Here is a 23,533-nt window from a genome sequence, read left to right on the forward strand (position 1 = left end):
CTACAACCGCTCTAGAACACGTCTGACCAACAAGTCGGAAACATGCGCTCAAACATCGGCTATCTCCTACCTCTATAGCGGCAATTGCCGAAAACAGTGCACATCCGTACACTGCGCCACCTTTTGTCCCGGTGGGGCCTGTAAATGCTGTTTGTGTTTCGTATGTTATTGATGGGGCTGCACTTTATTCTCGCTGGCGTGCTGGGAGTAATTCTGGGGCTATGCCGCCCGTTCAACCCGGACAACAGCCGTTTGTGCGCGCGTCTGTATGCGTGGCCGGCAATGTGTATTTTGCGTTTGCGGGTCAAGGCCGAGGTTGGGCCATTGATGGACAAACCCGAGAGCTGCGTGATCATCGCCAATCACCAGTCCAACTATGACCTGTTTGTGTTCGGCAACGTGGTGCCCCGCCGCACCGTGTGCATCGGCAAGAAGAGCCTGAAGTGGGTGCCGTTGTTCGGCCAGTTGTTCTGGCTGGCCGGCAATGTGCTGATTGACCGTGGCAATGCGCACAAGGCACGTCAGTCGATGCTGACCACCACGCACACCTTGCAACATGAAGACACCTCGATCTGGGTGTTCCCGGAAGGTACGCGCAATCTCGGCGAAGACCTGCTGCCCTTCAAGAAAGGTGCGTTCCAGATGGCGATCGCGGCGGGCGTGCCGATCGTCCCGGTGTGTGTCAGCAGTTACGTCAAACACATGCGATTGAACCGCTGGCGCAGTGGGAAAATTCTGATCCGTTCGTTGCCGGCGATTCCTACAGCAGGTCTTAGCCTGGACGACATGCCGCTGCTGATCGCCCAGTGCCGCGAGCAGATGCGCGAATGCATTGCTTCGATGGACCGGCAACTGCAAGCCGCGTAAAAGAAAACCCGCCCTGTGCGGGTTTTCTTTTGTCGGCGACGCCTTACCGGCGAACGCCACAGATTTCACTGACTCTCAAGCAGCAGACAAGGCTAAGCTGAACACCGCCTGCCCCATTTGCTAACGAAAGCCTGCCAATAAGAAGTGAACGAACATCATGGGTAGAGTTGTTGCTGCTGCGGTTTACAGCGCCGGTAAGAAAGTCACCAATATCACCCTCGACGAAGGCGCTGCCTGGGCTGCCAAGCCTGGCCACTTTGTCTGGATCGGCCTCGAAGAGCCGGACGCCCAGGAACTGGCCAACCTGCAACGCCAGTTCAATCTGCACGAACTGGCCATCGAAGACGCCCTGGAAAAACACAGCCGACCGAAGCTCGAAACCTTCGGCGACGCGTTGTTTATCGTCACGTATTCGCCAATCCGCCATGAAGGAAAGCTTGAGTTCATCGAGACTCATATCTTTGCCGGCAACGGCTACATCATTACCGCGCGTAACGGTCATTCGGCGTCCTACGCCTATGTCCGACAGCGTTGTGAGGCGCGTCCGCTGCTGCTTGAACACGGGGAAGACTTCGTACTCTATGCCCTCCTCGACTTCGTGATTGAAAACTACCAGCCGGTGGGCGAAGCCATTCATGCCGAGATCGATGAGCTGGAGCGCAACGTGTTGTGTAGCGCCCTCAATGAGCATGACATCCAGAAGCTTCATGGCCTGCGCCGAGACGTATTGCGCCTGCGTCGTTATGCGGCGCCGATGGTGGAGATCGGTGAGGAACTGCAGAAGCTGAACTTTCCGTTCATCGACAAGAACATGCGCCCGTATTTCCGCGATGTGCAGATCCATGTGACCCGGCAGATGGAAGACCTGACAACCCTGGCGGACATTGCCAGCCAGACCATTGAAGTCGGGGTATTGCTGGAGGCGTCACGGCAGAGCGTGGTGCAGCGCAAGTTTGCGGCGTGGGCGGCGATTCTGGCATTCCCGACGGCGGTGGCCGGTATCTACGGGATGAACTTCCAGAACATGCCGGAGCTGACCTGGCATTACGGGTATTTCGCGGTGCTGGGGTTTATTGCGGTGGGGTGTGTGAGTTTGTGGGCGAGCTTCAAGAAATCGGGGTGGTTGTAGTCGATACCGCGTCGTATGTGAACCCGCTGGCAACCAGCGCCTACAAAGGAAACGCAAACCTCTGTAGGCGCTGGTTGCCAGCGATGCTTTTAGCGTTAAACCGTTTCGGGTTTGTGCGCCACAAACCGCATCATCCACTCCGCAACGGTAGCGCCATGATGCTCATGCTCGAGGCTCGCCATGCCTTTGGTATAAACCTGTTCGCCCAACGCTTCCTGACGAATATCCAGCAAGGCTCGCGAGTAATCGTGAATGAATTCCGGGTGCCCCTGGAAACACAGCACCTGGTCGTTGATGTGGTACGCGGCGAACGGGCAGAAATCGCTGGAGGCGATGACCGTGGCGTTTTCCGGCAGCGTCGTTACCTGGTCCTGGTGGCTGATCAACAACGTCAGTTCTTCCCGCACCGGGCTCATCCACGGCGCCTTGGCCGCCAGTTTGTAGCTGTGAGTGCCGACACCCCAGCCCTGGGTCGCACGTTCGCTTTTGCCGCCCAGCAGCAGTGCCAGCAACTGATGGCCGAAGCACACGCCGAGCAGTTTGTCGCCGCGCTCGTAACGGGTCAGCAGGTAAGCCCGGAGGGTTTCAATCCATGGGTCGGTGCCGAAGGAATCGGCTTTGCTGCCGGTGACGAGATAGGCATCAAAGGTCTCGTCATCGCTTGGGTACTCGCCCTGCATCACGTTGTAGACAGTGAACTCGGCCGCGATGGGTTGTTGCGAAAACAGACGCTGGAACATCTGCCCGTAACCCTGATATTGATCGACCAGTTCCGGACGCAGGATGTCGGTTTCCAGAATGCAGATGCGTAACGACATAAAAAATACCTGACACGTGATGGGAATAATGCACACCCCAGAGCCTGCCTCGAAACACCGTCCCAAGGCAAGCCCCGCGAGTCGTCATCGGTCCCTTAAAATACCTCCCCCTTGGCCGCTTTCTCCAGCAGCAATGCGGGTGGCGCGAACCGTTCGCCATACTGCTCGGCCAGGTATTGCGCACGCGCGACAAAGTCCTTCACACCGTACTGGTTGATGAACTGCAGCGCACCGCCGGTCCAGGCCGCAAAACCGATGCCGAAGATCGAGCCAACGTTGGCATCCGCGGTCGAGGTCAGTACGCCCTCCTCCACGCAACGCACGGTTTCGATGGCTTGCACGAACAGCAGGCGATCACGCACGTCCTTTGGTGAGATCTGCCCGTCAGTCTTCTCGAAACGGCTTTTCAGCTCTGGCCACAAGTGCTTCTGGCCGCCGACCGGGTACTCGTAGAACCCCCCTCCTGCCGCTTTGCCCGGACGTTTGTATTCGTTGAGCAGCAAGTCAATCACGGCAAACGCCGGGTGCTCAATCAGCGGTTTCCCTTCTGCTTGCAGGTCTTTGGCCGTTTGCTGGCGGATATGGCTCATGAGGCTGAGGGAAACTTCGTCGGAGATCGCCAGAGGCCCGATGGGCATGCCGGCCTTGCGCGCTTCGGTCTCGATCATCGGCGCGCTGACACCCTCGCCGAGCATGGCAATGCCTTCGTTGGTGAAGGTGCCGAACACTCGCGAAGTGAAGAAGCCGCGGCTATCGTTGACCACAATCGGGGTTTTCTTGATTTGCAGGACGAAATCGAAACCGCGGGCCAGGGTTTCATCGCTGGTATTGGCGCCCTTGATGATTTCCACCAGCGGCATTTTTTCCACAGGACTGAAGAAATGCAGGCCGATGAATTTGCTCTGATCCGGCACGGCGGTGGCGAGGCCGCTGATGGGCAAGGTCGAGGTGTTGGAAGCAATCACGGCGTCCGGGCCGACGACTTTTTGTGCGGCAGAGGAGACCTTGGCTTTCAGTTCACGGTCTTCGAATACCGCTTCAATGATCAGGTCGCAACCGGCCAGATCAACGTCATTCTCAGTGGTTTTAATCCGCGCCAGCACCGCATCGCGCTGCTCGGCACTTAACTGACCGCGGGCAACTTTTTTGTCCAGCAACGTCGCTGAATGAGCCTTGCCCTTTTCCGCCGCCGCGAGGTTGATGTCCTTGAGCACTACTTCGATACCGGCCGAAGCACTGACGAAGGCAATCCCGGCCCCCATCATCCCCGCGCCCAGAACACCCACGCGACGTGTCACATAAGGTGCAACCCCTTGAGGTCGTGAGCCGCCGGCATTGATCTCGTTGAGCTGGAGCCAGAAGGTGCCAATCAGATTTTTCGAGACTTGACCGGTGGTCAGCTCGGTGAAGTAACGGGTTTCAATCAGGTGCGCCGTGTCGAAATCCACCTGCGCGCCTTCCACTGCGGCGCAAAGAATCTTCTCCGGTGCGGGCATGCAACCTTGGGTTTTAGTGCGCAGGATCGACGGCGCACTCGCCAGCATCTGCGCGACTTTCGGGTTCGACGGCGTACCGCCAGGTATCTGATAACCCTTCACGTCCCAACGTTGTACCGCCGTCGGATTGGCCAGAATCCAGGTGCGCGCCTTGCTCAGCAGCTCATCGTGATCCACCGCCAACTCATCGATCAAACCTGCCTGCAGGGCTTGTTGCGGACGGACTTTCTTGCCTTCAAGCAGATAGGGCAAGGCTATTTCCAGACCGAGCATCCGGACCATGCGCACCACCCCGCCACCGCCCGGCAACAGGCCAAGGGTGACTTCCGGCAAGCCGAGCTGCACCGATGAATTGTCCAGCGCGACGCGGTGATGACAGGCCAGGCAGATTTCCCAGCCACCGCCCAGCGCCGCACCGTTGATCGCGGCGACCACCGGTTTGCCCAGGGTTTCCAGCGTGCGTAATTGGCCCTTGAGGGTCAGCACCATGTCGTAGAACGCTTTGGCTTCAGGCTTGCCGACCTTGATCAGTTCATTGAGGTCGCCGCCGGCGAAGAAGGTCTTCTTGGCGGAGGTAATGATGACGCCGGCGATACTTTCTTTTTCAGCCACTAAACGGGCCACACACGCAGCCATGGCCTCGCGGTAAACCGCGTTCATGGTGTTGGCGCTCTGGCCCGGCATGTCGATGGTCAGGACGACAATCTGGTCCTGCCCTTTTTCGTAACGAATGGCTTCGGTCATGGAGGGTTTCCTTGAAATCGTGGCTCAGAGGCGTTCGATGATGGTGGCAATGCCCATGCCGCCGCCGACACACAGGGTCGCGAGGCCATAGCGCAGGCGCCGGGATTCCAGTTCATCGAGCAGCGTGCCGAGGATTGCGCAGCCAGTGGCGCCGAGCGGATGCCCCATAGCGATGGAGCCGCCGTTGACGTTGACCTTGTCCGGGTCGATGGCCATGTCCTTGATGAATTTCAATACGACAGAGGCAAACGCCTCGTTGACCTCGAACAGGTCGATGTCTTCGACCCGCAGCCCGGCCTTGGCCAGCGCTTTTCGGGTGGCCGGCGCCGGGCCGGTGAGCATGATGGTAGGGTCAGTGCCGGTGACCGCCGTGGCGACGATTCGCGCCCGTGGCTGCAAGCCGAGCGCCCGCCCCTTGGCTTCGGAGCCGATCAGCATCAACGCTGCGCCATCAACGATCCCGGAACTGTTGCCCGGCGTGTGCACGTGGTTGATTCGCTCGACGTGGCTGTAGACCCGCAATGCCGTGGCGTCGAAGCCCATTTGCCCCATCATCTCGAAGCTCGGCTTGAGTTTGCCCAGGCCTTCCAGGGTGGAGTCGGCGCGGATGAACTCATCGTGATCGAGCAGGATGATGCCGTTCTGGTCCCGCACCGACACCAGCGATTTGCTGAACGAACCATCGGCCCGCGCCCGCGCCGCTTTTTGCTGAGAGTGCAGCGCGTAGGCATCGACGTCCTGGCGGCTGAAGCCCTCGAGGGTGGCAATCAGATCGGCGCCCACGCCTTGCGGGGTGAAATGGCTGTGCAAATTGGTTTCCGGGTCCAGCGCCCAGGCGCCGCCATCGCTGCCCATCGGCACACGGGACATCGACTCGACGCCACCGACCACCACCAGGTCTTCAAAGCCGGAACGCACTTTCATCGCCCCGAGGTTGACGGCCTCCAGCCCCGACGCGCAGAAGCGGTTGATCTGCACGCCCGCGACGCTGACGTCCCAATCGGCCACCTGGGTCGCAGTCTTGGCGATGTCCGCACCTTGATCACCGACCGGCGTCACACAGCCCAGCACCACGTCGTCGACCTGACTGGTGTCGAGCGAAGTGCGCTGCTCCAGAGCCCTGAGCAACCCGGCCACGAGGTTCACGGGCTTGACGCTGTGCAACGCGCCATCGGACTTGCCCTTGCCACGGGGCGTGCGTAACGCGTCGAAAATCAAAGCTTGGGTCATGACGTCCTCGAACCTGGCAGTGAAAATACTGAGCCCTCACCTTATGCCTAGCCACCGCCGATTCAATGACCACAATGCTCACCGGCGTTGACGGACACGCTCAGACGGACGGTAGTGTGCTACCGGATTGACTGTTTCCGGACACCGACATGTCTAGCAAACGGGCGGCAAAGAAGCTGGCAATAGGCCTCATGCCATTTTTAAAGCAATAAGTGCGTTCTCCATACGAAAGGGATCTAAACCACGAGTGACGCGGGCCCTAAGGTGAACATATGCGAAGTTGTCGTCGGGTTTTGCCGAGGCGCTCGCCCTACAGGAAGTGCAACGCTCTGCCGTCATGGAGATATGCAGGCAGGCATCAGGAAATAACAAAAAAGGCGGTCAAGCCATGTTCAAACACTCGAAAGTACGTCAAGCCGGGCTCATTCTTTTCGCCACTACGCTGTTGTTGATTTTGCCGAACCTGACCAAGGTGATCGGCTGAGTCTTTTATTGAAAAACCGGCGCACGTTTTCCATCGCCTCTTAAAAATGTGACTGGCTCGCTATCCGGGCCAGCGTGGGTGTGCCAACCTTTGCGGCACTTCCACGACATGGACGGCGATCTGTTGAAAACGCTCATTTTGTTCGGGGCCTTGCTGCTCAGCACGCCTCTGTTTGCAGCACAGCTGAACCTGGAGCTGGGCGGGCAAAGTCGCACCTGGCAGACCGAGGAATTGCTCAAGCATCCTCAGGTTCAGACCCTCACCATTACCAACGACGTTTCCTACAAACGGGACATGAGTTATCGCGCCGTGCCCTTGGCGGCGCTGTTGACCGGCATCCAACCTGACGATCACCTGCAAGCGGTAGCCCTGGATGGTTTTGCCGCCGAACTGGCGGCCGCGCCGCTGCTCAATACGCACGGTGCCCGAGCGTGGCTGGCGATTGAGGACCCGGCCAAACCGTGGCCGGCGCTGTCGGCAGGCAAGCCGAGTGCCGGGCCGTTTTATCTGGTCTGGACCGACCCGCAAGCGGGCAATATCAGTCCCGAGCAATGGCCCTTTCAAGTGGCGCACATCAAACGCATGGCGCCGGTGGCCGAGCGCTTCCCTGCCCTGCTGCCGGACCCGGCGCTTAAGGCGGACGATCCGGTGAATCTGGGGTTTGCACTGTTTCAGAAGAACTGTCTGGCGTGCCATCGATTGAACGGCGCCGGGGATGCGCAGTTCGGACCGGATCTGAATATTCCGTTTAATCCGACGGAGTATTTTGGCGCGGACTTTTTGAAACGGTACATCCGTGATCCGCAGAGTTTGCGGCAGTGGCCGCAGGCAAAGATGCCGGGGTTTGCTCCACAGGTGCTGCCGGATGGGGATCTGGACATGTTGGTGGGGTATTTGAAGCATATGGCCGGGCGCAAAGTTAAACCCTGAAGCAAGCCCCGGCCTGACGCGGTCCCTTGCAGGAGCTGGCTTGCCAGCGCCTGCAAGGTTGTGCGGCGTTCCGGCTTACTGCTGCTGGACTGAAATCACCGGCATCGGCGTCGGCGACACAAACACCTTCGCATGCATCTGCTCACACCCGCCGCCCCGACGCATCCCGCGCACCGGGCAAGCATCCAGGTAATCCAGGCCCACCGCCAGCTTCAAATGCCGCTCCGGCCGTGCCAGTTCGTTCGTCACGTCGAAGCTGTACCACGCGTCATCGAGCCAGGCTTCCGCCCACGCGTGGCTGGCCAGATGCTCGCTGTTCTCGCTGTACAAATAGCCCGACACATAACGTGACGGAATGCCCAGGCTGCGGGCGCAGGCGAGAAACGCGTGCGTGTGGTCCTGGCACACACCCGAACGCCCGGCGAAGGCTTGCGCAGCGCTGGTGTCCACTTCGGTGGAGCCCGGCGTGTAGGTCATGTGTGAATTCAGGCCATGCATCAAATCGATCAGCGCCGTACGATCCCGGCGCTTTTTGCATTCTTTCTCGGCAAACGCACGCAACGCTTCGTCGGCTTCGGTCAGGCGCGTGAAACGCAGGAACGGCAGCGCCGACTGGCTCTCGTGTTCGGCTTCGCGCAGTTCGTCGATATCGACCTGGCCACGGGCGCCGATGATGATCGCTTCATGCGGCTCGTCCATGGTCAGCACGTGCAGGATGTTGCCGAACGGATCGAGTTGCGCGCGCACCGGGCGCGGCAGGTCGAGTTGCCAGCTGAGCACGTGCTGGCGCTCGCTGTCGTGAGGGGTCAGTCGCAGGTACTGGATGCTCGCCCGCACCTGATCTTCGTAGTGATAGGTGGTCTCGTGGCTAATGGAAAGTCTCATGCAGCCTCCAGGTAGGAACTGTGTATGGCGTTACCCAACTGGCGCACCAGCGGGATGAACTCGGTCAGCCAGGCATGCAGGCCTTCGTCGAGAATTTCGTTGATGCCGGTGTAGCGCAGGCGTGCGTCCATTTCGGCGGCCAAACGTTGCGCAGGACGGCCATTGGCCCCCGGCAGTTGAGCGAGGATCTGGTCGATTTCTTCGGTGCAGGCGCGCAGGGATCGCGGGACATCGGCGCGCAAGAGCAGCAACTCGGCCACATGCCGGGCGCCAGGGGCGTCGCGGTAGATTTCGGTGTAGGCCTCGAACGACGACAAGGCTCGCAACAAGGCACTCCACTGGTAATAGGCGTGAGCCGTGCCGTCGCTGACCGCTTCGGCCTGATCGCCCGCCATTTCGTAGCGCGCATCGAGCAGGCGCAAGGTGTTGTCAGCCCTTTCGATAAAGGTGCCCAGACGAATAAACCGGAACGCATCGTTGCGCATGATCGTGCCGTAGGACGCGCCACGAAACAGATGGGAACGCTCCTTGATCCACTCGCAGAACCGGCTCATGCCGTAGCGACTCAAGCCTTGCTCGGCAATGCCGCGAATTTCCAGCCACGTGGCGTTGATGTTTTCCCACATGTCCGCGGTGATTCGCCCCCGCACGGCATGGGCACTGGCCCGCGCCGAACCGAGGCAGCTGTAAATGCTCGCCGGGTTGGCCGCGTCCAGGGCGAAAAAGTGCAGCAGCCGTTCGGCATGCAACTCGCCGTGGCGTTCGAGGTAATCGTCCAGGGTGCCGGTAATCAGCAGCGGCATGGCGAGCTCATGCAGACCATCCCCGCGACCATCCTGTGGCATCAGTGACAGTGAATAACTGATGTCGAGCATCCGTGCGAGGTTTTCCGCCCGCTCCAGGTAACGCGACATCCAATACAAATCCGAGGCAGTTCTACTTAACATGGCAGGCTTCCTTCAATCCTCGACCACCCAGGTGTCCTTGGTTCCGCCGCCCTGGGAGGAGTTCACCACCAGGGAGCCTTCACGCAAGGCGACACGGGTCAAACCACCGGGCACAACCCGGGTTTCGCGGCCAGACAATACAAACGGACGCAGGTCGATGTGGCGTGGTGCGATGCCATTTTCGACAAAGGTCGGACAGGTCGACAGGGACAACGTCGGTTGCGCGATGTACGCGTGGGGCTTGGCCTTGATCCGCTCGCGGAAGGATTCGATTTCCGCCGCTGTCGCCGCCGGCCCCACCAGCATTCCGTAACCGCCGGAACCCTGGGTTTCCTTGACCACCAGATCCGGAAGATTGGCCAGCACGTGGGACAGTTCAGAAGGATTGCGACACTGGAACGTCGGCACGTTTTTCAGGATCGGTTCCTCATCGAGGTAGAAACGGATCATGTCCGTCACAAACGGATACACCGATTTATCGTCCGCGACCCCGGTGCCGATGGCATTCGCCAGCACCACGTTGCCCGAGCGGTAGGACGACAGCAGCCCCGGCACGCCGAGCATCGAGTCCGGGTTGAACGCCAGCGGATCGAGGAACGCATCGTCGAGGCGACGGTAGATCACATCCACCGCTTTCGGCCCGTCGGTGGTGCGCATGAACACCTTGTCGTCCCGCACGAACAGGTCCGCGCCTTCTACCAGTTCAACGCCCATTTCTCGCGCAAGGAACGCATGCTCGAAAAACGCGCTGTTGAAGCGACCCGGTGTCAGCACCACCACGCTCGGGTTGTCGATGGGGCTGGAGCTTTTCAGGGTGTCGAGCAACAGGTTCGGATAGTGGTCGATAGGGGCGATGCGCTGGGCCGAGAACAACTCGGGGAACAGTCGCATCATCATCTTGCGGTCTTCGAGCATGTAGCTCACGCCGCTGGGTGTACGAAGGTTGTCTTCGAGCACGTAGTACGTGCCGTCGCCATCGCGCACCAGGTCGACGCCGGAGATGTGCGAATAGATATCCCGATGCAAATCCAGCCCCTGCATCGCCAACTGGTATTGCTCATTGGCCAGCACTTGCTCGGCCGGGATGATGCCGGCCTTGATGATGCGCTGCTCGTGATAGAGGTCGGCGAGGAACATGTTCAACGCCTTGACCCGCTGGATGCAGCCGCGTTCGACAATCCGCCACTCACTGGCGGGGATGCTGCGCGGAATGGTGTCGAAGGGAATCAGGCGCTCTGTCCCCTGCTCGTCCCCGTAGAGCGTGAAGGTAATCCCGGCGCGATGAAACAACAGATCGGCCTCGCGTCTCCGTTGTGCCAGAAGCTCGTCAGGCGTTTCGGCCAGCCAACGGGCAAACTCCCGATAATGCGGACGGACCTGGCCGCCGGCATCGTACATCTCATCAAAATAGGTGCGGATCATGCCGTACTCCTTGTCACCCGGACATCTAGGCTTCGCAAGGCCCGTGCCATCGGCAGAAACGCTTTAATATCAATCAGTTGGATAATCACGCCATTAGCACCGCACCAATCCTGTGCGGTAAATGCCCCAACCTGATCGCCCCCGCTTCATTGCGAAGCAATGCTTTCGCCTATCACCAGCATAGTCAGAGTTGATTTCAGTGCCCGGCAGTTGGTGCGGATAATCGGCGCATTCGCTGGAAATGCTTACTGAACTTCCCTTTTAGCCGCCTGCTCGGGCGGCTTTTTTTTGTTTCCGGATTTGTGCCCGGTGGCGTGGCAGCCAGTTTTGCGGAGATTGGGAGGACGCCACCGCCAGCAAGCCGGCTCCTACACAGGTCGGCGTTGAATCCACAAACGAAAACGGCCAACCCGTAGGTCAGCCGTTAGTGGATGTTGTCGCTGTTCATAGTGTTATGCGAGTAGCCCTCGTACCTCCTGCTTGACGCCCCATCCTTCGATGATGCCACCCAAAGGCTCGACCACCGCCTCGAAATCCTGCTCAAAGTCGCCGATGCCGTCGTAGGTGGCGGACATCACTTTGCTCAGTTCCAGGGCCCATGCGCCGTCGTCCCGTACGCTGATCTGTGCATTCATGGATTCGCCGGAATAATGCCCTGCCGCCCTGCGTGCCCGCTCCTCGTCCGGAAAAATGGCGTAGAACTCGATGGGATGGAAACGTGAAAAGTCAAAACCGCCTTCTTTCATGCGGCGCAGCACCGAGCTGCTGATGTCTTCTTGATAGGCTGTGCTCATGAAACGTCCTCCTGAACCGATGGATAGACTTTCCGTACTCCCGACGCCTGCAACCGAATGGTGCAAGCATTGCGGCAACCACGTTGCCGAGGGGAAACAAGCATGTAGCTGACAAGACCAGACCTTAGCGATCCAATCGCTGATCTCGATTGCAGAGTAGCCTCAAGTAAGCGCCGCTGCCAAGGCCTGGTGTTTCAAGAGTGTGCCAGAGAGTGTTTCAGACGGGAGTGATGCCGAGGATTTGTATGCTGTTCTGGGACTTGAGATTCTTGACGCTCGCATCAGCAGTGCGCCCTTCCAGATCGTTCAGATCCAGTTCGGCAGCGACAGGAAGGAGACGGGCCTTGATGAGTTTGGCGGCATGCTCGTTGTCCGGGCATTCGTCGCACTCAAAGACTTCATCGACTGTTTCGCCGTGATCATCCACGAAAGTGATTTTCCACTTTTGCATCAGTGCCTCCTCGAACAAACCCGCAAATGGGCTTACACCTATCTGGACTTTTGGCCTGACTGATCGTTCAAACGGATTACGGCACACCAACATGAAAACACACAGAACCTGTGGGAGCTGGCTTGCCAGCTCCCACAGGGGATGTGAATAAGCTTAGTCGTTGCTTGGCTTGTTGATCGCTTGCAGCACGTATTGCGGTAAGGCAAACGCGCCGATGTGGATTTCCGGGTTGTAGTAGCGAGTGATGATGCCGCTGCCGGCGAAGCGCTGTTGCAGGGTTTCGCGGGACAGTTTGCGATAGGCGGTGTCGGTCGCGCCCCAGGCAAAGGTCATCGAGCCGCCGATGTAGGTCGGCACGGCGGCCTGATAGAAATGCCAGTCCGGGAACAGGCTGCGCAGGCGCCCGGCGGTGGTTTTGACTTCTTCGATCTGCATGAACGGCGTGCCGTTCTGGGTCACCAGGATGCCGCCTTCGTTGAGGCAACGACGGCAGGCCTGGTAGAAGTTTTCCGAAAACAGCACTTCGCCCGGACCGATAGGGTCGGTGGAGTCGGAAATGATCACGTCGAACTTTTCAGTGGTGGTGGCGACGAAACGCATGCCGTCATCGATCACCAGGTTCAGGCGCGGATCATCGAACGCCCCCTTGGAGTGGTTCGGCAGGAATTCCTTGCACATGTCGACCACGGTGCCGTCGATCTCGACCATGGTGATGTGCTCGACGCCACCGTGTTTGGCCACTTCACGCAGCATGCCGCCGTCGCCGCCACCAATGATCAGCACGCGTTTGGCGCTGCCGTGCGCCAGGATCGGCACGTGGGTGAGCATCTCGTGGTAGATGAATTCGTCGGCTTCGGTGGTCTGGATCACACCGTCCAGCGCCATGACCCGGCCCATGCGCGGGTTTTCGAAAATCACCAGGTGCTGGTGTTCGGTGCGCACTTCGTGCAGCAGTTTTTCCATGCGAAAACGCTGGCCGTAGCCTTCGTAGAGGGTTTCCAGGTAATCGCTGGTTGGAGTGTTGCTCATGGGAAGTGCTCCGATGAATGCGGTGGCAACGGACGGTTACCCGCCCATGAAGGCCAATCGATCAGCTCGATTGCCCGGGAAAGGCGCGCATTCTACGTCGCGGAAGATGACAGGTCGAACGTCAGTTGACGGCTCGACGCCAAACCTGTGGGAGCTGGCCTGCCAGCGATAGTATCGCTGCGGTCTATCAGAGACTCCGCAGTGATGCCATCGCTGGCAGGTCAGCTCCCACAGGTTCGGTGGTGTTTCGGGAAACGGGTCAGATCCGCACATTGCCCCGTGGCCCGGCGATGGCCCAGATGATCAGGCCCAGGACCGGCAGCAGCAGGATCAGCAACACCCAGACAATTTTCATCCCGGTCGAGACGCCACTTTTCAGCACGTTGATGATTGCCCAGATATCCAGGGCCAGAATGATCAGGCCAACCAGACCGTTGAACGTGGAACCCATGGTGTCGCTCCCTAAGAGTGGATTGCACTCTTAGGATAGCCGGCCTTGGCGAGGGTTCCGTTTTATTCCATCAAACGTGGATGGCGACTTTCAGGGCTTCCAGGGACGGCGCGGCCGTGATGCCGACTTCAGCGCACAGCTCGAGCACACGCGCAACGTCGTTGCCATAGACCAGCACCACTTGCAGCTCGTCGTCCAGCAGCTGGCTGAAGTTCATCAGCGTGTAACCGCCATTCTCCTTATTCATGCTGCCCATCTGCACCTGAATGCGATTGAGCGCAGTCAGGGCTTCGGTTTTGGCCAGTTGCTTGGGTTTGATGTTGAAATCCACGCCCGGGCCGAACGACGCGACGATCTGCGCGAACAGGTCCATGTAGGTGTCGGCCTGGAACAGCACGGTTTCCGGCAGGCTGCCGACGACGACCCACTCGCCCAATGGCATCGGGAAGGTGTCGTCGTAGTTGATGTCCGGATTGGCCGTCAGAAAAGCCTCTGGATCGGCGTAGGCCTGGGCCGCTTCGTCAGCGACTTTGAGGATTTCGTCTTCGCTCATGCACCCGGAGCTGATTTTGCTGATGAGTTCGACGAGTGCGGCTTTCATGGGGGCGGAATCCTGTAGCGAGGGAATTTTGAAGGCGCGAAGGATAGCGCATTACGTCCCGCAGTTCCTGCGCGCGAGCGTGAGGGGGAATGTTGACGCATATCAAGATCCAGCGCCTCGGGTAGCGGCACAATGCTGGCACCTTGCCAATGCTGTTTCCGCTATCAGAGAAGACCTCCATGGGTGCCTGGCTTAGCAACATCTCGCTGAAATATAAATTCTGGGCGGTCAACGCTGTCGCCTTCGTCACCACCCTGCTGTTGGTGTTGTACGCCGTACAGCTCGAACAGCAGGCCCGCAGTCATGCCTCTCAAGCGTCCGCTCAGGCACAGGCGCGATTGCTCAACGCCTGGCCTGCCGGGCAAGCGCTGCCCAAAGCCGATAACCTGCTGACATTCAGTCGCGGGCAGGCACCGTTGCTGAACGAGCAGCCCGTGCTGGAACTGGCGGATGCCAACGGCTGGGTCGAGATCAACTCGATGCCGCTATTCGGCGACAACCTGCTGATGGGCGCCGAAGTGTTCACGCGCACCGATGGTCAACAGGTGGCGGTGATCGCGTATGGCCCGAGCCTGAGCCAGGTGTTCGGTGAGCGTTTCGCCAACTACGCGGTCGCGGTGTTCATTCTGATGCTGGCGATGCTCGGCGCGTCGCAACTGTTGATCCGTTTTCTGCTCAGCCAGCTCAACACTTTGAAAGACGTGATGCTTCACGTTGAGAAAACCGGCGACCTCTCGGCCCGTGTACCGCTGGCCTGCAACGACGAGGTCGGGCAGATGGCCGGCGCGTTCAACGCCATGCAGGCCGGTTATCAACGGGTGGTCACCACTGTCGCCAACACCGCGCGGCAACTGGATGTCGGCGCCGCGCGGCTGGCATCGAGCATGAACGAGGTTCGTCACGGCATGCTGGGCCAGCAAAGCGAAACCGACCAGGCCGCCACGGCGATCAACGAAATGACCGCCACCGTCTATCACATCGCCCAGCACGCCGGCGCCACCCGCGACCTTTCGCAAACCGCCGACACCCTGGCCGGCAGCGGCCAGGAAGTGGTCAGTCGCGTGCAGAAGTCGATTGCAGGGTTATCCACTGGCGTGCAGCAGACGGCGGAGATGATTCAGCGCCTGGCCGAGGACAGTCAGAAAATCAACGGCGTGGTCAATGTCATTCACAGCATCGCCGAGCAAACCAACCTGCTGGCACTGAACGCCGCGATTGAAGCGGCCCGGGCCGGGGAAATGGGACGTGGCTTTGCAGTGGTCGCCGATGAAGTGCGCAACCTGGCCAAACGTGTGCAGACCTCGACCGATGAGATCACCCTGATGGTCTCGGCGCTGCAGGCCGGAACCCGGGACGCGGTGGACTTCATGCAGGAAAGCTCGTTCAAGGCCGACGACTGCGTGCAACAGGCTCAAGAGGCCGGCGCCGCATTGCTGGAAATCACCAGCGCCGTGGCGCAGATGCGTGAAAGCAACACGCAGATCGCCGTGGCGGCCGAGCAGCAGAGCCAGGTGGCGGAAGAGATGAACCGGGCGGTGGTGAGCATTCGCGATGTGACCGAGAACACCGTGCAGCAGACGGTGGATTCGGCGACGACCAGTAATGAGTTGGCGGCGTTGGCCGGCGAGTTGAGCAAGGCCATTGGGCAGCTCAAGCTGTAACGGCCCCATCGCGAGCAGGCTCGCTCCCCCATTTGAAATGCATTCCAATGTGGGAGAGAGGCCGGCCTGTCGGCAAAGGTGCCAGCCCGGTCAACATCAATATTGCCCATGACACCTATCACTCCGATAGCCATCCTTGATTCGCCGCCCGCCCATGCCGCGCCTATTCTTCAACCATGTGTTCAACATGGATCGAGGATCAGCATCATGGGCAAACGTCACCCCAACCTTCCCGCCTGGCAATGGCGCGCGTACCCGGACAATCACCAGCACCCGGCTAATCTGGTGTTGCACCTGATTGCCGTGCCGCTGTTCATCGTGGCGTTTCTGCTGCTGGTGTGCGGTGTGTTCAGCCTGAGCTTTGCGAACTTCGCGATTGGCGTCATCGGCCTGCTGGCGGCATTGGGCCTGCAACGCCACGGTCACAGCCTGGAGGCGCAAGCCTCCGAGCCGTTCAGTGATCGCAAGGACGCGGTATCGCGCCTGCTGGTCGAGCAATTCCTGACCTTCCCACGGTTTTTCCTCAGCGGCGGCTGGTGGCGCGCCTGGCGTGAGCGCCACCGTCGTCACTGATCAGGCGAAAATCGTCACCGTCTGCCGGCTCATGGCAATCAACTGACCCTGTGCGTTCCACAGCTTCGCCGCCGCGTGACCGTAGCCGTCAGCGGCATGTTCGATTTCAACGAAGTATTTGCACCAGTCCAGCGTGCTCAGTTCCAGCAGTGGCTGGACGAATTCGATGGTCCAGGTCAGCGTGCTGCCCATCGCGACTTTCGTCAGGTGCGGCAACAGCGCCGGTGGCCAGGCGTCCACCAATGCCAGGATATGCGCCTCACTGACCGCCTCTTCCTTCACGTCCCCACGCAAGCGCACCCAGCCGCCCATCTCGCGGGATTTATTACCGGTGAACGGCAGACCGCCAACGCTCCAGCGCATCGCCAGATGGCGCATGAACTCCGGGGTCACGCCTTTGATGTACGGCAGTTCCTGGCAGTCATCCCAGTGTTTCATTTCCGGGGCCGCCGTCGCCGATACCGCCACTTCGGACGGTCGCGAGGCGCCGAAGCTGCCCTGGATCAGCGTCACCACCTGGCCCTTCTGCATCGCCCGCCCCAGTACCTGGCTGACAGCCTTGCCTTCGCGCAGGACATCCACTTCAAAACTGACCGGCACTTCAGGCTCGACCGGCCCGACAAAAGTGATCGCCAGCGAACGCACGGGGCGATCCGCCGGCACCCTGGCGCGCATGGCTTCGTATTGCAAAGCCGCCACCAGGCCGCCGAAGCTGGCACGCCCCTGTGCCCATTCGGCCGGAATAGACAGCTCCAGCGGCTGGCTGCGGACGGCGTCGAGCAGATCGGAAAAGCGCATGAAAACCTCAAGGGCAGAAAAGGATGGAGGAATGTTAACCAGCCACGGGGGACGACACAGCGCTTATTCTGGCCAAAGAGACTGACAGATAGGCCGCAATCGGATCGAACACAACTTTCATGTTCAACACAAGCCCGCTCCCACAGGGTTTTGTGTTGTCCGCCCTATTGGCGATGAGACCCACATTGGATCGGCGGAGGTTTCAGGATTTGAAACAGGCGGCACTGAGTTTGTCGAGGACTCGGTCCGCACGACCCTCAGCGTTGACCATGGTGGTTTTCCACACGGCCACGCAAGGCTGCAAATCGGCTTCCTGTTCGGCCCGGGCCAGCCATTGCCAGCAATCGTGCCAATCGCCCAATGCGGCCTGGGCCGATTTCAGTCTGGGCAGTGCCGGTTTCGGCAAGCGATCCAGCTCGGGATACGCTTCGATGCCGTAGCGAACGCGTTTGATCAACAGGCGCAGACGATGGCGATCATGGGCGGGATCATGCAGCGCCTGGTCGAGTTTCTTCCATTGTTTGGCCAGGCGTTTCCCGATGCGTTGACCCAAGCCCTTGAGCAACCCCTGACGCTGCGAGGCGCGCAAGAAACGCGGAAAGGCGTCAAGGATCATCAGCAACTGCGCCAGCTCAGGGCTCGCCGCAACGGCCGGATAAGCCTTGGCCATCTGCGCCATGCGTCGCTGCGCTGCTTCGGGTTGATCGTGCTCAAGCAAGTACGCCGCCAGCACCTCACGATCTCGCAACGGCGTGGTCAGGTCACCGACCCGGGACGCCGCCACTTCCAGCTGCTCGACCCCGGGCAAGCCGCGCAATGGACGCAGCAGACTGCGCAAACGGCGAACCGTGGTGCGCAGATCGTGCAACGCTTCCGGGTCTGTTCGAGCACTCAAACGGGCCTGACAGGCCAGCAAACGGACTTCCAGGCCCAGAACATGAGCCACCAACCGATTAATCATGGGATTGACTCCAATTAGGAGCCGGCTTGCTGGCGAGGGTGGCCGTGATGGCGCCATCGCCGGCAAGCCGGCTTCTACAGACTAGCGCCTTGATTAACGGCCGGCACGTGACTCACGAATATAGAAGCGTGCCTTTTCGGCTTTCTTGGTGCAGCCTTCGAACGCTTCGAATTGCTGCTGGGTCTTGGCGCCGGTCAGTAACGACAGGGCCTTGGAGTAACTGACGGTGCCGGCGAAACCTTCGGCCTTGGCCAGGTCCAGCTCATGCCACGCGGCATCGATCCCGCTGCCACAGCTGTCACGGTAAGCGGTTTTACCGGCACAACCGGCGAGTGCCAGCGCAATCAAGGGCACACAGATCCAGGCTTTCATCACTTACACCTCAACAATAGGTAAACAGTCGTGCACGTAAGACGGTCTGGCGCGTGAAAAGTGCCTTGCTCCCGCCGCGCAAACTCTAGCGCTGGCGAGAATACCCCCTGCCGCCATGGAGTGTCGAAAAAACGACGCCGTCACCCTGCCATACGACCTTAGCGATTGAAGCACAGCCCTCGATGGGTGCATTGTTGAACCTTGTTCAGAAGAGGTCGATTCATGAAAAAGCGTGTCGCACTGGTGTTGGGCTCAGGTGGAGCCCGGGGCTATGCCCATATCGGTGTCATTGAAGAGATCGAACGGCGTGGCTACGACATCGCCTGCATTGCTGGCTGCTCGATGGGCGCCGTGGTGGGCGGGATTTATGCGGCCGGCAAACTGGACGAATACCGGAACTGGATCGAAAGCCTGGATTACCTCGACGTGTTGCGCCTGGTGGACGTCAGTTTTCGGCTGGGGGCGATTCGCGGCGAGAAGGTCTTCGGGCAGATCCGCAAGATCGTCGGCGAAATCAATATCGAAGACTTGCGCATCCCCTACACGGCGGTCGCCACCGACCTGACCAACCAGCAGGAAATCTGGTTTCAGGAAGGTTGCCTGCACCAGGCGATGCGCGCCTCGGCGGCAATTCCGAGCCTGTTCACCCCGGTGATGCAGGGCAATCGCATGCTGGTAGACGGCGGCATCCTCAACCCGTTGCCGATCGTGCCGGTGGTGTCGAGCCATTGCGACCTGATCATCGCGGTCAATCTCAACTCCACCAACCAGCGCCACTATAAATTGCCGGTGATCCAGCGCCCCGCCGCGTTCAGGACCCGGTTTGACAGCCTGATCAACTCGGTGGGCTCGAAGTTGCCGTTCCGCCGCAAGCAAGCGGAGAAATTGCTGCTGCTGGAAAAAGAAGCGTTGATTGCAGAAGCAGCCGAGATCAACCCCTGGATCGAGTCCGCCGAACCCGAAGCCCAGCAACCGGCGGCTGCTCCTGAACGCGACGGCGCACCGAAGTCCGCCACCGGTTCGTTCATCATCGATAACGTGGGCCCGGCGTCCTTGCTGGATTTGATCAACCAGAGTTTCGAGGTGATGCAGACGTCGTTGGCGCAGTACAAGATTGCCGGGTATCCGCCGGATATTCTGATCAACGTGCCAAAGCGGGTGTGCCGGTTTTTCGAGTTTTACAAGGCGCCGGAGTTGATCGCGCTGGGGCGCGAAATTGCGCGGGATACGCTGGACAGGTATGAGAGCGAGCGAGATCGAGAATCCTGACGTTCTCGGGAGGCTGTTAGAACCTCATCGCTGGCAAACCCGGCTCCCACAGGATTTGTATCGTTCACAAGTACTGTGATCACCTCAACACCTGTGGGAGTTGGCTTGCCAGCGATGGGGCTGGATCAGGCAACACAAATACTAAAGCCCACCCTCACTCAACAACCGATACCCAACCCCCGCCTCGGTCACGATAAACCTCGGCTGCATCGGATCATCCGCCAGCTTCTGCCGCAAATGCCCAACCACAATCCGCAAATAGTGGCTGTCTTCGGTATGGGTCGGCCCCCAGATATCCTTGAGCAATTGCTGCTGGGTGATCACCCGCCCCGGATGCCGCGCCAGTTGCGCCAGCACCGCGTACTCCTTGCGGGTCAACGCCACTTCGACACCGTCGAGCAGCACCCGGCGATAGGCCAGGTCCACAGTCAACGGGCCGAACGCCAGCGCCGCTTGTTGAGCCTCGCCCACCGGCGCCTGTCGCAACAGGGCACGCACCCGCGCCAGAAACTCCTGAATGCCGAACGGTTTGGTCACGTAGTCATTGGCGCCGCCATCCAGTGCTTCGACTTTCTGCCCTTCGCTGGCACGCACCGACAGCACCAGCACCGGCACCGTCGACCATTCGCGAAATTCGCGCAGCACTTGCTGGCCGTCCATGTCCGGCAGGCCGAGGTCGAGCACCAGCAGGTCCGGTTTGTTCAACGCGGCCTGTGCCAGACCTTCCGTTCCGGTGCCGGCCTCCAGTACTTTATAGCCTTGGGAAGCGAGGCTGATGCGCAGGAATTTACGGATCTGCGGTTCGTCGTCGATGACCAAAATGGTCGCGGTCTGGCTCATTATTTCTGATCGTGGCATGGAGAATTCCAAAGGGTATCAGGCTTCACTGTCAGCGCTCACTTTCAAACGCAGGCTGCTCCTGCAACGGCAAATGAAGGGTGATGCAAGTGCCACGCCCTTCGATACCCTCGCCGACGCTGATTCGCCCGCCGTGTGCACCGACCATGCCCTGACAGATCGCCAGTCCCAGCCCCGTGCCCTGCCCGCCACGATCCCCCCGCGCGGCGGTGTAGAACATGTCGAAAATCTTCGCCCGCTCCTCCTCCGGAATCCCCGGGCCTTCATCGCTGACCGAGAAGAACAGCTCGTTTTCATCCGCGCCGGCGCGCAATTGCAAACGCCCATGCACCGGTGAAAACCGTGCAGCGTTTTCCAGCACGTTGACCAGCGCCTGTTCGATCAGCGCGGCGTGAACGTAGAGCAGCGGCAGCTCCGCAGGTACGTCAGTGCTGACCTGCAATGGCGCCAGCACCGCGCGCAGGCGATTGAGCGAGCTGCCCACGATGTCGGCCGGCGACACCCAGTCCCGCGCCAGCTTCAACGCGCCGTGGCCGAGACGGGTCATGTCCAGCAGGTTTTGAATATAGCGATCAAGGCGTTCGGCTTCATCGCGGGTGCCTTCGAGCAGTTCCCGGCGATCCTCCAGCGGGATGGCTTCGCCGAGCGCCAACAGGCTGTCGATGCTGCCGCGCATGGAGGTCAGCGGTGTACGCAAATCGTGGGACACCGAGGCCAATAAGGCACTGCGCAGTTGCTCGGTTTCGCCGTGCAGCCGCGCCGCTTCCAGGTCTTCGGCCAACTGCGCACGCGCCAGCGCCTGGGCCAGCGGCTGACTCAGCGCGGTCAGTAACCGTCGACGCTGACCGCTCAAGGTCTGCCCTTCTTTGGCACAGACGCCGAGCAGCGCCAGCGGCCCGTCTTCCACCGACAGCGGCCACCACCACCAACGCCCGAACGGCAACGTGCCGGTGCCCGCGCCCGCGGGTTGATCGTGTTGCCAGGCCCAATCGGCGGCGGCGCGTTCGGCTTCGGAAAGCTCCAGCGGGCCACCGGTTTCGACTTTCCAGCCGCTCTGGCCATCGCGATTGAGCAGGCACAATTGCAGATCGCTCCAGCCCTCGAGGTGATGAGCGGCGGCATTGACCACGGCCTGACGGTCAGTGGCAGCCGTCAGTTTGCGCGAAAGGTCGAGCAGTTCGGTGGTTTCCTCCTGGGTGTCGCGCAAGGCCTGCAATTGCCGCCGCTGACGCGCCGCGAGGTTGCCGGTGAGCGCGGCCATCAACAGGAAGAACAGCAAGGTCAACACGTCTTCTTCGCGCTGGATGCTGAAGGAAAAATTCGGTGGAATGAACAGGAAATCGTAAGTCAGGAAGGACAGCGCGGCACAGGCCAGCGCTGGGCCGAGGCTGCTGCGCACCGCCACCAGCAACACGGCGGCGAGGAACACCAGTGAAATATTGGGCAGCGGCAAGACACTCGCCACCGCCCAGGCCAGCGCACTGGCGAGCACGGTTGCGACCAGCGCCAGCGCATAGTCGAACCACACCAGCGACTGTGCGGGACGTTGTCTTGGTGGGTCCTGTTCGTGATCGTTGTCGATGACGTTGATTTCCAGCCCGCGCGCATGGCGCAACAAACGCTCGGCCAAGCCGCCACCGAACAGCCGACGGCGCAATCGCTGCCGGGACCGGCCGACCAGGACCAGGCTGGCGCGTCGTTCAGTGGCGTGCTGAATCAGGGTTTTCGCCACCTCACCGGCCCGCAGCAATACCACTTCACCCCCGAGGCGTTCGGCCAGTTGCTGGGCACTTTGCAAACGCAGGCGTGATTGCTCATCACGCACGCTGCCGGTATCCACATGCACCAGACTCCACGGCAGATGCCTGCGCTGAGCGACGCGGCTGGCGTGACGCACCAGACGCTCGGCCTGGGCATCACCATCGACGCCAACCAGCAAACGGCCGCGCACCGTCGGTGCGGCCTGGCCGAGCTGACGATACCCCTGGGTCAGGTCGTTATCGACCTGAGCTGCAGCAGTTTGCATCGCCAGCTCACGCAGGGCGGTGAGGTTGGTCTGGGAGAAGTACGCATCGATGGCCGCCCGCGCCTGCTCCGGCACATAGACTTTGCCGTCACGCAAACGCTCAAGCAGCTCCCGTGGGGGCAAGTCGATCAGCAGCAGTTCATAGGCTTCTTGCAGCACCCAGTCCGGCAGGGTTTCGCGGACCTGCACGCCGGTGATACCGCGCACCTGATCATTGAGGCTCTCCAGGTGCTGAACGTTGACCGTGGTGTACACGTCGATGCCGGCGGCGAGCAGTTCCTGGATGTCTTGCCAGCGTTTGGCGTGACGACTGCCCGGTGCATTGGTGTGGGCCAGTTCGTCCACCAGCACCAGTTTCGGCTTGGCGGCGAGCAAGCCGTCGAGGTCCATTTCTTCGAGGGTCACGCCACGGTATTCCGAGCGCACCAGGGGTTGCTGCGGCAAGCCGCCGAGCAGCGCTTCGGTTTCGGCACGGCCATGGGTTTCGACCACGCCGGCGATGAGTTTCACGCCCTGGCGCTGTTGGGTATGGGCGGCTTGCAGCATGGCGAAGGTCTTGCCGACACCGGGCGCGGCGCCGAGGAAAACCTTGAGCCGGCCACGGCCATCGCGGGGCAGGTCTGCTAACAGCGCGTCGGCGCGGCCGGAGTCACTCATGCTTTGATATCTCTTTTTTTCAGAGGTTGATGGGGTGGATTGTTCTGCCGCCATCGCTAGCAGGCTAGCGCCCACAAGAA

General features: G+C 60.3%; 22 protein-coding genes. 6 read left to right on the forward strand and 16 right to left on the reverse strand.

Annotation, left to right across the window (positions count from 1 at the left end; genetic code table 11):
- Positions 1-144: 144 nt before the first annotated feature.
- Together Q7W83_RS18045 and Q7W83_RS18050 are read left to right on the forward strand one after the other, a co-directional pair.
- Positions 145-867, forward strand: a complete 723-nt coding sequence (locus Q7W83_RS18045; RefSeq protein ID WP_150630092.1) for a 1-acylglycerol-3-phosphate O-acyltransferase — start codon at positions 145-147, stop codon at positions 865-867.
- Positions 868-1,024: 157 nt separating this feature from the next.
- Entirely contained in the window at positions 1,025-1,996 is a 972-nt protein-coding gene (locus Q7W83_RS18050) for a magnesium and cobalt transport protein CorA (RefSeq protein WP_150630093.1), read from the forward strand.
- 95 nt (positions 1,997-2,091) lie between these two features.
- Here Q7W83_RS18050 and Q7W83_RS18055 read toward each other — a convergent pair whose 3' ends face one another.
- The 3 genes from Q7W83_RS18055 to Q7W83_RS18065 form a co-directional block, all read right to left on the reverse strand.
- On the reverse strand, positions 2,092-2,814 hold the full coding sequence (locus Q7W83_RS18055) for an amidotransferase (RefSeq protein ID WP_150630094.1): 723 nt from the start codon (positions 2,812-2,814) through the stop codon (positions 2,092-2,094).
- 95 nt (positions 2,815-2,909) lie between these two features.
- The gene (locus Q7W83_RS18060; RefSeq protein ID WP_473656423.1) at positions 2,910-5,054 is read right to left on the reverse strand and encodes a 3-hydroxyacyl-CoA dehydrogenase NAD-binding domain-containing protein; all 2,145 of its coding nucleotides are present in this window, start codon (positions 5,052-5,054) and stop codon (positions 2,910-2,912) included.
- Between the two features lie 24 nt (positions 5,055-5,078).
- A complete protein-coding gene (locus Q7W83_RS18065) occupies positions 5,079-6,284 on the reverse strand; it encodes an acetyl-CoA C-acetyltransferase (RefSeq protein WP_150630096.1) in 1,206 nt (401 codons plus the stop codon).
- A 592-nt stretch (positions 6,285-6,876) separates the two neighbouring features.
- Here Q7W83_RS18065 and Q7W83_RS18070 point away from each other — a divergent pair.
- Complete coding sequence (locus Q7W83_RS18070; RefSeq protein WP_150630295.1) at positions 6,877-7,698, forward strand: c-type cytochrome; 822 nt, start codon at positions 6,877-6,879, stop codon at positions 7,696-7,698.
- A 75-nt stretch (positions 7,699-7,773) separates the two neighbouring features.
- On the opposite strand, the gene Q7W83_RS18075 is transcribed toward Q7W83_RS18070, so the two are convergent.
- The 8 genes from Q7W83_RS18075 to Q7W83_RS18110 form a co-directional block, all read right to left on the reverse strand.
- Positions 7,774-8,583 carry a transglutaminase family protein gene (locus tag Q7W83_RS18075; RefSeq protein ID WP_150630097.1) on the reverse strand — a complete coding sequence of 270 codons (810 nt, stop codon included), beginning with the start codon at positions 8,581-8,583 and terminating at the stop codon, positions 7,774-7,776.
- On the reverse strand, positions 8,580-9,530 hold the full coding sequence (locus Q7W83_RS18080) for an alpha-E domain-containing protein (RefSeq protein ID WP_150630098.1): 951 nt from the start codon (positions 9,528-9,530) through the stop codon (positions 8,580-8,582). Before Q7W83_RS18080 ends, Q7W83_RS18075 begins: the two co-directional genes overlap by 4 nt.
- Positions 9,531-9,542: 12 nt before the next feature.
- Entirely contained in the window at positions 9,543-10,952 is a 1,410-nt protein-coding gene (locus Q7W83_RS18085) for a circularly permuted type 2 ATP-grasp protein (RefSeq protein ID WP_150630099.1), read from the reverse strand.
- Positions 10,953-11,404: 452 nt separating this feature from the next.
- The gene (locus Q7W83_RS18090) at positions 11,405-11,746 is read right to left on the reverse strand and encodes a ribonuclease E inhibitor RraB (protein WP_017337348.1); all 342 of its coding nucleotides are present in this window, start codon (positions 11,744-11,746) and stop codon (positions 11,405-11,407) included.
- Positions 11,747-11,963: 217 nt separating this feature from the next.
- Positions 11,964-12,197 (reverse strand): hypothetical protein, encoded by a 234-nt coding sequence (locus Q7W83_RS18095; RefSeq protein WP_150637829.1) that lies wholly within the window; start codon positions 12,195-12,197, stop codon positions 11,964-11,966.
- 153 nt (positions 12,198-12,350) lie between these two features.
- Entirely contained in the window at positions 12,351-13,226 is an 876-nt protein-coding gene (gene speE, locus Q7W83_RS18100; protein ID WP_150630101.1) for a polyamine aminopropyltransferase, read from the reverse strand.
- Positions 13,227-13,485: 259 nt separating this feature from the next.
- A complete protein-coding gene (locus Q7W83_RS18105) occupies positions 13,486-13,677 on the reverse strand; it encodes a PLDc N-terminal domain-containing protein (protein WP_150630102.1) in 192 nt (63 codons plus the stop codon).
- 70 nt (positions 13,678-13,747) lie between these two features.
- A complete protein-coding gene (locus tag Q7W83_RS18110) occupies positions 13,748-14,278 on the reverse strand; it encodes a hypothetical protein (protein ID WP_150630103.1) in 531 nt (176 codons plus the stop codon).
- 179 nt (positions 14,279-14,457) lie between these two features.
- On the opposite strand from Q7W83_RS18110, the gene Q7W83_RS18115 reads away from it, so the two are divergent.
- Both Q7W83_RS18115 and Q7W83_RS18120 read left to right on the forward strand, forming a co-directional pair.
- The gene (locus tag Q7W83_RS18115) at positions 14,458-15,939 is read left to right on the forward strand and encodes a methyl-accepting chemotaxis protein (protein WP_150630104.1); all 1,482 of its coding nucleotides are present in this window, start codon (positions 14,458-14,460) and stop codon (positions 15,937-15,939) included.
- A gap of 207 nt (positions 15,940-16,146) precedes the next feature.
- Entirely contained in the window at positions 16,147-16,512 is a 366-nt protein-coding gene (locus Q7W83_RS18120; RefSeq protein ID WP_008027303.1) for an Mpo1-like protein, read from the forward strand.
- Here Q7W83_RS18120 and Q7W83_RS18125 read toward each other — a convergent pair whose 3' ends face one another.
- The 3 genes from Q7W83_RS18125 to Q7W83_RS18135 all read right to left on the reverse strand — a co-directional run bounded on the left by Q7W83_RS18125 (position 16,513) and on the right by Q7W83_RS18135 (position 18,643).
- Positions 16,513-17,310, reverse strand: a complete 798-nt coding sequence (locus Q7W83_RS18125; RefSeq protein WP_150630106.1) for an acyl-CoA thioesterase — start codon at positions 17,308-17,310, stop codon at positions 16,513-16,515.
- A gap of 202 nt (positions 17,311-17,512) precedes the next feature.
- On the reverse strand, positions 17,513-18,271 hold the full coding sequence (locus tag Q7W83_RS18130; protein ID WP_473656424.1) for a CHAD domain-containing protein: 759 nt from the start codon (positions 18,269-18,271) through the stop codon (positions 17,513-17,515).
- A 93-nt stretch (positions 18,272-18,364) separates the two neighbouring features.
- Positions 18,365-18,643, reverse strand: a complete 279-nt coding sequence (locus Q7W83_RS18135; protein ID WP_045058957.1) for a hypothetical protein — start codon at positions 18,641-18,643, stop codon at positions 18,365-18,367.
- Between the two features lie 222 nt (positions 18,644-18,865).
- Here Q7W83_RS18135 and Q7W83_RS18140 point away from each other — a divergent pair, with 222 nt between their 5' ends.
- The gene (locus tag Q7W83_RS18140; RefSeq protein WP_150630108.1) at positions 18,866-19,912 is read left to right on the forward strand and encodes a patatin-like phospholipase family protein; all 1,047 of its coding nucleotides are present in this window, start codon (positions 18,866-18,868) and stop codon (positions 19,910-19,912) included.
- A gap of 141 nt (positions 19,913-20,053) precedes the next feature.
- On the opposite strand, the gene Q7W83_RS18145 is transcribed toward Q7W83_RS18140, so the two are convergent.
- Together Q7W83_RS18145 and Q7W83_RS18150 are read right to left on the reverse strand one after the other, a co-directional pair.
- A complete protein-coding gene (locus Q7W83_RS18145) occupies positions 20,054-20,752 on the reverse strand; it encodes a response regulator (RefSeq protein ID WP_150630109.1) in 699 nt (232 codons plus the stop codon).
- A 49-nt stretch (positions 20,753-20,801) separates the two neighbouring features.
- Entirely contained in the window at positions 20,802-23,453 is a 2,652-nt protein-coding gene (locus Q7W83_RS18150) for a sensor histidine kinase (RefSeq protein ID WP_150653026.1), read from the reverse strand.
- Between the last annotated feature and the right edge of the window lie 80 nt (positions 23,454-23,533).

Source organism: Pseudomonas sp. 300, from assembly GCF_055803035.1.